We start from the raw sequence: 12,420 nt of genomic DNA on the forward strand, positions 1-12,420 counted from the left end.
AACTTAATAAGTAAATAGCATTTTAATGAAAAAGATATAAATAGGACGCCCTTGATAAACACTTTTTACCACAAGTTATGTTAACTGTTTTTTATATAATTAGCTAATATACTGGTTATATGATATGTTTTAATAGGTAACAGGTATGGCCCAGACATCTAAAGAAAGTGTTGAAAAAAAGTTTAAAGATGTTTTTGAACGTTCTCCAGGTGCTTTTCCAGAAGGTACCTCATTAGAAGAGAAGGTTAATTATATCGCAAAAGGAACAGAGGCTCTAAAAGCTGTGAAAAGTAAGGAGCTTGAGAACAAAATGAAAAACGTTGCAGAATTGAGTCAGAAATTTGAAAGTCAAAAAGGACGTGCAGATGAAAAAGTACGTCAAGATTTTGAAAGAATTGCTGAGCTTGACCAACAATATAAAGGGAAGGGCATCTTCACAAGTGAAAAAGTTGCAGAGCCAAAAAGTGACAAAAAACTCCAAGACACTCCGAGAAAAACTACAACAGCAGTTAAAGACCTTGAACATAATACACAAAAAAGACTACTGAAGCTTCTGTGCAAACAGCATCAGAGCACGATTCACAAACCGTTAATCCCTCAGTGAGCAAGAGTTCTATAAAAGAGAAGCTCAACACTGAGCCGGACAAAAAAGATACTACGCCTCAACCACAAGAAAATCAAAAAGAAGAAGGGTTTTTGAGTCTTCTGAAGCGCTTTGTTAAGAAAATATTAGAAAAATTTTTAGGTGAAGGTGAAAAGGATGTAGAGAATGCTCGTGGCATGAAAGAAGATGCTCAAAGAGATACGTCAAATAACGAAGAGCAACAAAAGAGTAAGCAGCTTGATGAAATTTTAAAGGACAAAAGTGTAAGCGAGGGTTTGAAGCAGGCAACAAAGCTTGAGAACCCGGCAATAACGCCTGTTAATACTCCTAAAGTGAATGAAGTAAACACGGGTCGTGAAAGGTGATCCGCTTTCAAGCTTCATTATACCGCCACGAACCGTCATACCGCCGCGGTATCTCATCCGCTAACAAGTAGCGGGATGACGATTGTCAGGGTGTCATCCCAGTGTCCCTATGATGTCATCCCAGTGCCCTGACTACTTGGATCTAGCAAGCTTTGCTTGCAAATAAGTCTAATACGCGTCGCGTTTTATGCCAAAACACAATTGGAGTTACATGCAAAATAGATCCCAGTGTCAGCTACTCGGATGACAAAAAAAGGAGCACTGGGATGACACCATTTGTTGTATTTAACAAAGTTCGTACTTAGCTTCATGTTAGCTATAAACATTAAGAAATTTACCAAGCGAAAAAAAAGGCAAAAGAAGCCCCAGCTAATATCTATTTTAGAACATTGGCGTTTTTTAAGTCTTAAACACTGCAATTTAGCTGCTTTTAAATGCAACTCACCTTAGTTTAAATGTTTAAGAAATTTACTAAGCAGAAAAAAAGGCAAAAGAAACCCCGTGTTAGCTAGTTGTCACTCCCTAATCCTGCAAATTGGCGTACTATACTGTCTTAAACGACTTATAAGCGCGTTTCAGCTTGTGTAGGTAAAAACCTAGAAATATTGTGAAGACATAAGGTGCACATAGTGCAAAAAATTAAAAATAAGACGCCAACTACGTTGTTTTCTTGCTGTTTAATCTGCACAGATGAAGATAACTGAATACCTTCAGTTTCATGATAAGGGGGCTGGCGGAGTTTGTCAAGTAAGTTTTTTCGTTTCTAACGGTTGTTGCCAAAAACTATGCAAGAAGTCTATTGACAGGTGATTAAATTATAATGTAGCCTATCGCCGTATATCCGGGGGTGGGTTGTTGTGAGGCTTTTTCACTTTTTATTCTTGTTAATGTGTTTTTCTCTGTATTACTATGCGGGTTTTATATTTTCGCCCTGCCCAAAAGCTACGGTTTGCTTTTCACCTGGAGAAGATTGTGCTGTACCGATAATCAACGTAATAGATCAGTCTAAAAAATCTATCTTAGTTCAAGAATATACATTTACTCTTGGAACAGTTGCAAAATCTTTGATTAATGCTAAAGAACGCGGTGTTGATGTTAAAGTCATCTTAGATAAATCGCAACTCTACTCAAAATATAGTGTTATAAATGAATTATTTTCAGGTGGAGTACCAATTTGGATCGATGATAAGCCAAAGATTGCTCATAATAAGATAATGATTGTTGACAATCAAAAAGTCATCACAGGGTCATTTAACCTTAGTAAGACAGCTAAAAAAGGAAATGCTGAAAATTTATTAATTATTACAGATTATCCTGAATTGATTCAGCAGTATGTGAAAAACTGGGAGGCACGAATGTCACAATCTTACAAATACGCTCCCAACTAATCGAGAGCGCTTGCTCAAAATCAGTTTTAAAAACAGCAAGGGAGAGCTTTTTTGATTGATTGGCATAATGATTATGATATAATGAACTAAAAATTTAAGGAATAAAGTAATGGATTATATAAATGATGCTGCCGGTAGCTACACTGCTATTCATGATTTTTTTCAAAACAACGGTGTTGGAGATTACAAAGTTCAATGCAATTATGGTGGGGTGCCGTATGCTACTGATGAGTACGTGCATTCTGGCGATAAATTTTGGAGTAATAATTTCATAGACTCACATTTTGGCAGGGAAATAAAGATGTATCCTCAAAGTGAACTTTTAGCTAAAGAATATGCTGGAAATACGTTGCCAGTTTCAATATCACTAGATAAGGATTTAATAAAAATGAAGGAATGTCAGAAAAAAACGAAATTTGTGGAACTAGAAAGGGAATCAGGTGATTTAGTGCATGATAAGCAAAAGTATGTAAAGTGTTACACAACAAAGCTATCATATGATGATGTACATATTTACAATAACGATAAAGTTTCAACATTTAGCATAAAATACGACGTGCCAAATGATCCGAAATACAGTTTAAATATAACATTTACAAAGGTTAATGATAATAAACCAGGATTTTGGCAGAAATTTAAAAATATGTTTTAACGTGACCATTCACTGGTTTTTACTCAATCAACCAACAACAGTTAATATCAAATTTTTATAATTAAACAATATGCTATTTTTTAAAACTTTCATTCTCCTTGACTCTGTCAACTTCACAAAACAACTCTTGGACCAAATGTATCTGGCATAACACCTTTTGGTAACTTGCTACTTCTTTTTTTCCGCATCTCCGACAACAGCCATTGATATTCCACTACATAAGGCTTGATTTTTGGTAGATCAACTTTTTTATGAATAATACTATGCTTCTCCTTAAATTGACCATTTACCCTAAACGCTATTAGCTTCCTTAAAATTTACATTAATGCCTATTTTGCCTAAACTGAAGCGTCTTTTCCAATTTTTTCTAGCATCAACTCAGCAGCTTTTTGTTCAGCAATCTTTTTACTAGAAGCGCATGCAGAAACTTTACCATAATCTTCTATGCAAACTGATATAGTAAATTCAGGATTGTGCGCTGGTCCAGTTTGTTTTACAAGCTCATACTCTGGTAAAGGCAATTTGTTTTTCTGAGTCCACTCTTGCAGTGAGGTTTTAGGATCTTGAGGGGGGTCAAGCATGCCTTTAGCTAGCTTTTCCCAATATTGGATAATAAATTTTTCAACATTTTCAAGCCCGCCATCAATATAAATTGCACCTATTAGTGCTTCAAGCGAGTTTTCTAAATTTTTTAAGTTACTTCTCCCTCCATTGCAGCGTTCACTATTATTCATGATGATAAAGCTGCCTAATTTTATTTCTTTAGCAACATTAGCAATGGTGTTGCCACAAACTAAATCCGTCTTTCTTTTTGCCAATGCTCCTTCTTTTTCTTCAGGAAATAGTTTAAACAGTGTGGCAGATACAACCATATTCAAAACACTATCGCCCAAAAACTCTAGTCTTTCGTAGCTTACAATCTGGTTTTTGCTATTTCTTTTATTTACGCTTGGGTGAGTTAGTGCCTCTTCTAATATTGCATAATTTGTAAATTTATAATCAATGATCTTAGATATTGCATCATTCAAACTCTTCATACCCATTATTTAAAAGAATAACACTTCCTACCACACCTTTATACCAAAGAATTAGTTTTGTTTTATTAAAATAATACCAACAACTTCCAAAATATACAGTTTAATAGACTTCTTGCATAACCATTATTTGAATAATGATTCATCGATGTTATTCCAGTGTCGGCTACTTAGGTGACAGAGAAGATGTTTAATGTATACAGTTATCTAAGTGAGGAAAGTCACCTCTCCCCACTCGACTTCGAAACCGGACTTGTGACTTTCACCACATCCGGCTTCTCTCTAACTTGGTGTTTGTCATACACACTCCTATGTAAATAATCATGGCAATGCCCGTGCAATAAAGACAAATTTCCTATGGTATTATTGTTCCTATTTTTGTCTTGATGATGCACTTCAATTATGTCCTCTGACCTAAAATATAGCTGACAATAATTACATTTACCCTGTTGCATCTTCAGTAATTTTATCACTCTTAGTGACTTATCTGGTACTCTACGACTGCTCCAATATATCCAGTCTCCATCATATGGAGATTTTGCTCCTCTCACTTTGATATGCCGCTTAATAGCATGGTCTCCATGTTTGATAAGATATTTTCCATTACTTGTCATAAACCTCCAATTATCATTCTTATACCTTTTAAAGTATTTCCTCTTTATCCAGTATTTGCCTTTATTTGTATGTTTACGTACTGCCCATTTCCATAGTTTTCTAAACATAACGCTATCTAGTAACTCGAAGACTTTCCTTGAAATCACTGAAGTATAATATTGACACCATCCTCTAATAAGTGGATTTAGGTTTTTTATAATAGCTTCTTGTGGTGCTCCACACATTTCTTTAAGTTTGTACTTAGCGGTTAATGTATATCGTTTTATAGAGTTGCGGCTCGGTTTTATTAGTAACTTGTATGTTTTCTTACCTTGTTTTACTGTATGCTGTCGTATTGTAAATCCAAGAAAATCAAAGCCTGGTTTTTTTTCCTTTAGAGGATTCAATGAATGAGAAATTTTTGTCTTTGATGACTTTAATTCTAATCCAATGGTTTTTAACCATTCCTTAATTAAAATCTCTGCCTTAAGCACAATTTGCTTACTTTCATGAAATACCACAAAGTCATCGGCATAAGTAATTATGCTGAGTGATCTTTTTGCCTTTTCTCTACATGATCTACCAAGTTTTTCTTTTCTATAGCTTCTTATCTGATCTGCCATTGTTTCTTTTAAATAGCTTTCTAAACCATTTAGAGCGATACAGGCGAGCAATGGAGAAATTGTTCCTCCTTGGATAGTACCACTTTCAGTTGGTTTATATATTCTATTTTCCATAACACCTGCTTTCAACCATCCTCTTAATATTTTCTTTAACGTTGGTGTGGTATTGAGCTTTTCAAGTAGTTTATTATGGTTAATATTGTCAAAGCACCCAGATATATCAGCATCTAAGATGAATGCTGTCTTTCGACTCAACGCTTGAAATATTGCTTCAATGGCGTCATGACATGATCTACCAGGTCTAAAACCATAAGTGTTTGGCTCAAATTTTGCCTCCCACTCAGGTTCTAAAGCCATTTTTACAAGTGTTTGTTTTGCTCGACACGATATAGTGGGTATCCCCAATGGGCGTTTCTCATTCTTTCCAGGTTTTGAAATCCAAATGCGTCTTGATGGCTTTGCTTTCTCCCTTATATCTAAGGAGTTTGCCAATTGCAATCTTTCTTTTTGACTAAGGTTAGCTTTTCCATCAATACCTGCAGTTTTTTTCCCTCTGTTGTCCTGAGTTACCCTTCTAACTGCTATCGTTCTTGCACTTGTTGATTTGAGTAATAATCTCTGAAGATTGTGCATCTTTTTGATATCATTACATTGTGAAGCTCGGTAAATTCGTTTTTGTAGCTTAAACGAAAATTTCTCTAGCTTGCGCCAAGGAATTTCATTCCATTCATACCTAACATTTTGTTGGCTCATAACATATTCACTACTATTTACAACTTTACCTTCCAAATTACAGTGTCCACGTCTGCATATCCTAGACATTACCCTAGGCATTAGCTTCTTAAACAATCCCTCCACACAGAGACTTGCGGTTGGCTACCTGCTTGTTACTCTTATAAAGATTAACAAGAGCTTCCATGTGGTTACTCCGTTCCATGAAACCATTTCGTGTTGGATTTAGGTTCTTACTTTTTGCCGAGAGATCGGAAACATCTTGATTAAACGTGAGCATTTTAATCATCCATTCTCTGTACCTTTTGGTTTATGCGTATCAACCTTTTTTTTCGCATATTTGCAATGACGACAATTCAAACATAAGTTTCTTTCGTAACCATATCTAACTCTTCTCGAGAGGATTTATTATAAGGTTTAATATTACTCCCTTTTAGTTCATGCTTGCACCCTAGAAAATTGCCAATTTCCTAAAATGTGAACTATGATTTCAACCAGATGTTATGGTGGATGGAATTTAACCATCATGATTTCATGACATCGGATCGCACCCTCACTTTTGCTCTATGATTATCTTTATTATCTTGCTTTGTCTACCTTATTCTACCACTCCGCTGAACGGATACAATTTACTAAACAGAAAAAAAGGCAAAAGAAACCCTAGGGTAGCTAGTTATTCACTATCCATTTTTTAAGTTGGCGTTTTTTAATGTTTTAAATAGCGCGTTTCAGCTTGTGTAGGTAAAAACCTAGAAATATTGTGAAGACATAAGGTGCACATAGTGCAAAAAATTAAAAATAAGACGCCAACTACGTTGTTTTCTTGCTGTTTAATCTGCACAGATGAAGATAACTGAATACCTTCAGTTTTATGATAAGGGGGCTGGCGAAGGGTGTCAAGCAAGTTTTTTCGTTTCTATTTCCAATAAAAGTTTGTTATATGGTTATGCAAGAAGTCTATTATAAATGAAATGAATGTGAAAAATATCTTATTAGCGTTTTTAGTACAAATGGTATTCAGTTTGCCGCTATTTGCAGCTGATCCTGTTTTGCTCAACTGCATTGAAACTCCAGAAATATATGACCTTGATGCAAGGCCAAAAAATTTTAGCTCTTCAAACAATTTAAGAAGGAAACCTGGTTCTCCAAATAGTGCAACAGGAGAATTAATACACATAGTGGGTAGAATTACTGATATAAACTGTTTACCAATACAAAATGCTGTAGTTTCTATATGGCACGCGAATTCACGCGGCGTGAACCATTACGATAAGAATATAGAGGATGATCCGAATTTTGCTGGATCAGGAAGGTTTGTAGTGAATAATCTTGGCTATTATAATTTTATTACGATAGCACCTGGTAAAATTGGTGATAGAGCTCCACATATTAACTTTCTAGTTCAACATCCGGATTTTCCGGAATTCACAACGCAAATGTTTTTTGTTGACCATAATTGCGATAATTGTGCTGATCCTGTTCTTGGAGATTTTGTTAGTAATGGGCTTGCAAGCCTTCTCATAACACCATTTACTTACAGTGATCAGGTCATAAAAACCTATACGTTTAACATTACCTTGGGCGGATATAATAAGTTCTCTAATAAAAGATAAAAACCCTTGCATGTAAGGGAGTCCATAGTAAACTTAAGTGTTATTGTACTTAGGATGTATATGAAAAATATCTTACTGATGTTTTTGCTATGTTTTATGTACAATTTACAATTATTTGCAACGGAGATACCAGCAATGAAAATAACAATTTCTAAAATTTCGCCCGATTTTAAAACAATAGTAATGGGTTTATTTGAAGACAACGAAACCGTAAATGATAGCGGAGTTTTGCAAAGAAAACAGGTCATAGATAATATAAAGCAATTTAGCGATTTCAATGGAAGTTTTGGTGAATTTTTCTCTACTGCTTTGCCAGAAGAAAAAAATGTTATAGTTGTTGGACTGGGTAAGAAGGATGAATGGAATGAAAATAAAGAATTAAATATTGGTGGTAAAATATATTGTGAGCTAAGCAGATTAAAAATTAAAAAAGCAGCGGTTTTAATCGAAGGTAGTGCAGCAAATGTTGCATATGGTGCGTTTCTGCGTAGTTTTAAGTTTGATAAGTATAAAACTAAAAAGGATGAGAAAATTACAGAGGTAGAGGAGATTACCGTATTAGTAAAAGATAAGCAATTAAGTAATGCTGAAAGATCATTTGAGCACTTAAGGCAAGAAGGTGAGAGTATATTCCTTGCGCGCTCTTTTATAACAGAGCCTCCTAACATTCTATATCCAGAATCCTATGCTGATCATATAAAAAAAGAACTTACTAAGCTTGGCCTTGAAATCGAGGTGCTTGATAAAAAGCAGATGGAAGAGAAAAAAATGGGAGCCTTGCTTGGAGTTGCACAAGGAAGTAGTAAAGAACCAAAATTAGTAGTGATAAAATGGAATGGGGCTGCTAAAGAACAAAAGCCAATAGCTTTTGTTGGTAAAGGTATAACGTTTGACACTGGTGGAGTATCACTCAAACCTTCACGTGGTATGGAGTCAATGAAATATGACATGGCAGGCTCTGCTACTGTGGTTGGGGTGATGCATGCTTTAGCAGGACGAAAAGCAAAAGTAAATGCGATCGGTGTGGTCGCACTTGCAGAAAATGCAGTGGGTGGTAATGCTCAAAGGCCAAGTGATGTAGTAACTTCAATGTCTGGACAGACAATAGAAGTGTTGAACACCGATGCAGAAGGAAGGCTCATACTTGCAGATGCTTTATGGTATACGCAAGACAGATTCTCACCAAAATTTATGATTGATCTTGCAACTTTAACTGGTGCTATAGTGGTTGCACTTGGAAATAACGAATATGCTGGTCTTTTTTCAAATAATGATGAATTAGCAAGCCGTCTGATTGATGCAGGAAATGAAGTAAATGAGAAGTTATGGCGTTTTCCTATGAATGAAACTTATGACAAAATTATTGATTCACCGATTGCTGATGTTCAAAACATCGCTCCTGCAGGTTCTGGCGGAGATAGCATAATGGCTGCACAGTTTTTACAGCGTTTTGTGAATGAAACTTGCTGGGCACATTTAGATATCGCAGGCACTGCTTGGCACGAGAAAGGTACTGACATTTGTCCAAGAGGAGCAGTAGGTTTTGGTGTAAGGTTACTTAATAAGTTGGTTGAGAAGTACTACGAAGCCAATGATTAAAGGTCTTTATACTGGATTTATGGCTTAGCTACATGAACGTTTATTTTCGAGGCGCAGCAAATGAAAGTAGCTGATACATATTTCTTTTTTTCTGGATTCCAGTGTCAGCTACTTTCATGACACCCTGACAACCGTCATCCCGCTACTTGTTAGCGGCTGAGATACCGCGAATGAATCGCGGTATGACGGTTCGTGGCGGCGTGACGATAAGCTCGTCATCCCGCTGCTTGTTAGCGGGATCTAGAGATACCGCGGCGGTATGACGTAGGACTGCTGTCATCCCAGTGCTCCTTTTTTTGTCATCCAAGTAGCCTCCTATGGTGTCATCCCAGTGCCCAGACACTGGGATCCAGTTGAGCTATTTCAACAAAAATACTGCATTTTGAGATGAACGTTTATTTTCACCAGATTATTTACAAGTATAACAATTAAAGTCTGGATTCCAGTGTCAAGCACTGGAATGACACCGTCTTGGATGGAAACCAGTGTTGGCTACTCGGATGACATCATAGGGGCGCTGGGATGACACCCTGACAATCGTCATCCCGCTGCTTGTTAGCGGCTAAGAGATACCGCGGCGGCATGACGTAGGGAAACCGTTTTTTGGGTTAGCTATAACAGTAGTCAGGAAACAATAGCTTAAAAAGAGACTTAGTGTTAAATTTCTAATAGATTACTTATAAAAATAAGTCTTATGGAAAGCAGAGCTAAGGCTTGGTTCATTTGGCTGATTAGTAACTTGGTTGTTATATTCAGCAACATGCAGATAATTTATACCTTTATAAGTGTAAATCTCGAAAAGGAACTTGGACTTACAATCGCGCAAGTTGCACTGGCTAATTCAGTATATACTTGGACTTTCGCCATCTTACAATTTTTTAGTGGAGCAACGTTTAATGTTTTTTCCAGTAAAAAAATTTATTTTTTCTCGTTATCAACTATGATCTTGGGGTTTTTTGTCCTTATTAATAGTGACAATTTCTCCCATTTGATTTTGTCTCAAGTGTTGATTGCAACTGGAGCATCATTTGGTTTTATTGGTGCTGCTCACACAAGTAGCATATGTTTTTCCGCTGCCCAATTTGGACTAATGTTTTCACTAGTGCAGACAATTTCAAGCCTTTCTGCTTTGGTAATTCAAATACTGTTCTCTAACTTGCTTGCCGAAGATGCATATTGGAAAAATCTGATTGTATGCATAATACTATTTGGTGTGTTGATATTTGTACTTACGCTTTTTTGTCCAAACACACTTCCAGAAAGCAGCTCAGAAAAGCGCACAATAAAAAGCTCTATGAAGACAGTAATGTGCTCTATATTAACAGTGCTAAAATTAAGAGATATCTGGATAACTTCAGTGGTGGGTGCTATTACTTTTGGAACATTTTTAGCACTTAATACCTTGTGGGCTCCAAGGTTACTGGGCAACTCAGAACTCAATGCAATGGAGTCAGGTATAGCAACTGCAATACTATGGCTTGGTCTTGCAGTTGGTGCTCCAATTGCAGATCGAATCTCAAACTTATTTAAAAATAGGAAACATGTAATTTCTGCTTTTGCTTTATTGCAAGGCGTCTCAATTATTATTTTACTATACAGCCATTTAACAGTCCACGTTGTGTACTTTTGTATGTTAATGTTCGGGTTTTTTGCGGGAGGACATATGCTTAATTTTACTGTCGGCAGCGAGATTGTGAAACGAAAATACATCAGCACATCATCATCCATTATCAATGGATTTATGTTTATTGGCAGTGGAGTTATAGTGTCAATGTTAGCACTTTTTACAGATCATAAAATGGCACTTTTTGCAATATTTGCGATATTGATAGTTGCCGGTATTTTAAATTATGCAACAAAAGAGACATACTCTAAAAAATAAAGTAGCTGAATCTCGAGTCGATTGCTATATTATATTTACGTATTGTAATATTTATCAATAATGGATCACGTTACAACAAAAGACACAACAGTAACTAAGGCAACGATAGCTGGAGATATAAACCAAGAAATAGGATTATCAAAGGAAGACTCTGTTTCGATAATAGATGATATATTGGACGAAATAAAGACAAGCTTGGTAAAGGATGGAATAGTAAAAATATCGTCATTTGGAACATTCTTGGTTAAGAAAAAGAAGGAAAGACCAGGAAATATACCAAATACATCGGAGAAAGTGATGATTCAGGCAAGAAATTCAGTTTCTTTTAGGCCTTCAAAAATTATAAAAAAATCAATCAATAATTAATGAACAAGGAAAAATTATTTTATACGATTGGGGAAGTAGCTGAAGAGCTACATTTGGAACAGCATGTTTTGAGATTTTGGGAAGGTCAATTTCATCAAATTAAGCCTACAAAGCGTAAAGGAAGAAGGCTATATGATCGTAAGTGTATAGAGGCCATAAAGAAAGTAAAATACATGCTATATGATAAAGGATATACAATAAAAGGAGTGCAAAAAGAATTTGGTAATGATATAAAAGTCACAAAGAATTTGTTGCAAGAACTCACCGATTTGAGGGACTATTTAACTAGTAAAATAAATAACGAGGAAAGTAACAAGCAGGCGTGAAACACTACGTCTCGCTAAAATTTTGGAGTTTTGTGAGAGTTTAAAATGTGGCATATAGCCTCATTTCTTATGTTATTAGCAATATTAATAGGCTGTGGCCTGCAAAAACCTGCACCTGTGCTGCTTAAAGGCGAAGAATTTTACGGAAAAAGAGATCTGGAATATACAAGAGAGTACCATTTAATTAGGGAGCCTTCAGTGCAAAAAGAAAGTAGAAAAGCCATCATAAATAGGATATACAAAGATAACAATAATACACAAAATGTGGGGGTAAATTGTAAATTTGTAATGCCAGTTAAAGGTTCAGCTACCTCTTCTGATGAAATGTGTAAGGATGGCATAAAAATTGCTGCTCAAAATGGAACGAACGTAGTTTCCTCTGCACCAGGCAAAGTGATATATGTAGGCAAAGGGCTGAGATGGTATGGGAATTTAATTATAGTGGAACACAAAGATAATTACATGACTGTGTACTCCTATTTAAAAAACATACATGTTGAAATTGGCGATAAAGTAAAGCAAGGTCAAGTAATTGGATCTGCAGGTAAATCAAGCACACAAGATAAAGATCCACAGATGTGTTTCACAATACGACATAATGGCCAAGCGGTTGATCCTTTGATGCATATGAACTGTAATTGA

Annotated in this window: 12 protein-coding genes; 10 read left to right on the forward strand and 2 right to left on the reverse strand. The window is 35.9% G+C overall.

The annotated features are described in order from the left end of the window. Positions 1–145 precede the first annotated feature (145 nt). From OOL03_RS02150 to OOL03_RS02165, 4 genes are all read left to right on the forward strand, one after another. Positions 146–604: a hypothetical protein gene (locus OOL03_RS02150; protein ID WP_264707527.1), complete on the forward strand. Its 459-nt coding sequence runs from the start codon at positions 146–148 to the stop codon at positions 602–604. Then, a complete protein-coding gene (locus tag OOL03_RS02155) occupies positions 556–969 on the forward strand; it encodes a hypothetical protein (RefSeq protein ID WP_264707528.1) in 414 nt (137 codons plus the stop codon). The genes OOL03_RS02150 and OOL03_RS02155 overlap by 49 nt, the downstream gene beginning before the upstream one ends. An 857-nt stretch (positions 970–1,826) precedes the next feature. Further along, positions 1,827–2,357 carry a phospholipase D family nuclease gene (locus tag OOL03_RS02160; protein WP_015589462.1) on the forward strand — a complete coding sequence of 177 codons (531 nt, stop codon included), beginning with the start codon at positions 1,827–1,829 and terminating at the stop codon, positions 2,355–2,357. Positions 2,358–2,466: 109 nt separating this feature from the next. Then, a complete protein-coding gene (locus OOL03_RS02165) occupies positions 2,467–3,009 on the forward strand; it encodes a hypothetical protein (RefSeq protein WP_006279913.1) in 543 nt (180 codons plus the stop codon). A 338-nt stretch (positions 3,010–3,347) separates the two neighbouring features. Here the strand turns inward: OOL03_RS02165 and rnc are convergent, their stop codons facing one another. Next, positions 3,348–4,046: a ribonuclease III gene (gene rnc, locus OOL03_RS02175; RefSeq protein WP_264705467.1), complete on the reverse strand. Its 699-nt coding sequence runs from the start codon at positions 4,044–4,046 to the stop codon at positions 3,348–3,350. 218 nt (positions 4,047–4,264) lie between these two features. Next, positions 4,265–6,094: a group II intron reverse transcriptase/maturase gene (gene ltrA / locus OOL03_RS02180; protein WP_264707089.1), complete on the reverse strand. Its 1,830-nt coding sequence runs from the start codon at positions 6,092–6,094 to the stop codon at positions 4,265–4,267. Positions 6,095–6,963: 869 nt separating this feature from the next. On the opposite strand from ltrA, the gene OOL03_RS02185 reads away from it, so the two are divergent. The 6 genes from OOL03_RS02185 (at position 6,964) to OOL03_RS02210 (ending at position 12,420) form a co-directional block, all read left to right on the forward strand. Next, positions 6,964–7,605 carry a protocatechuate 3,4-dioxygenase gene (locus OOL03_RS02185; RefSeq protein ID WP_253303174.1) on the forward strand — a complete coding sequence of 214 codons (642 nt, stop codon included), beginning with the start codon at positions 6,964–6,966 and terminating at the stop codon, positions 7,603–7,605. Positions 7,606–7,740: 135 nt separating this feature from the next. Further along, positions 7,741–9,204 carry a leucyl aminopeptidase gene (locus OOL03_RS02190; RefSeq protein ID WP_264707529.1) on the forward strand — a complete coding sequence of 488 codons (1,464 nt, stop codon included), beginning with the start codon at positions 7,741–7,743 and terminating at the stop codon, positions 9,202–9,204. A gap of 760 nt (positions 9,205–9,964) precedes the next feature. Next, entirely contained in the window at positions 9,965–11,086 is a 1,122-nt protein-coding gene (locus OOL03_RS02195) for an MFS transporter (protein ID WP_264707530.1), read from the forward strand. Between the two features lie 60 nt (positions 11,087–11,146). Next, positions 11,147–11,452, forward strand: coding sequence for an integration host factor subunit alpha (locus OOL03_RS02200; RefSeq protein ID WP_006279881.1), 306 nt, complete (start codon positions 11,147–11,149; stop codon positions 11,450–11,452). Then, the gene (locus OOL03_RS02205) at positions 11,452–11,778 is read left to right on the forward strand and encodes a MerR family transcriptional regulator (RefSeq protein WP_006279880.1); all 327 of its coding nucleotides are present in this window, start codon (positions 11,452–11,454) and stop codon (positions 11,776–11,778) included. Before OOL03_RS02200 ends, OOL03_RS02205 begins: the two co-directional genes overlap by 1 nt. Positions 11,779–11,823: 45 nt before the next feature. Continuing rightward, the gene (locus OOL03_RS02210) at positions 11,824–12,420 is read left to right on the forward strand and encodes a murein hydrolase activator EnvC family protein (RefSeq protein ID WP_006279879.1); all 597 of its coding nucleotides are present in this window, start codon (positions 11,824–11,826) and stop codon (positions 12,418–12,420) included.

This window comes from Wolbachia endosymbiont (group A) of Acrocera orbiculus (genome assembly GCF_947250015.1).
GTDB lineage: Bacteria > Pseudomonadota > Alphaproteobacteria > Rickettsiales > Anaplasmataceae > Wolbachia > Wolbachia pipientis.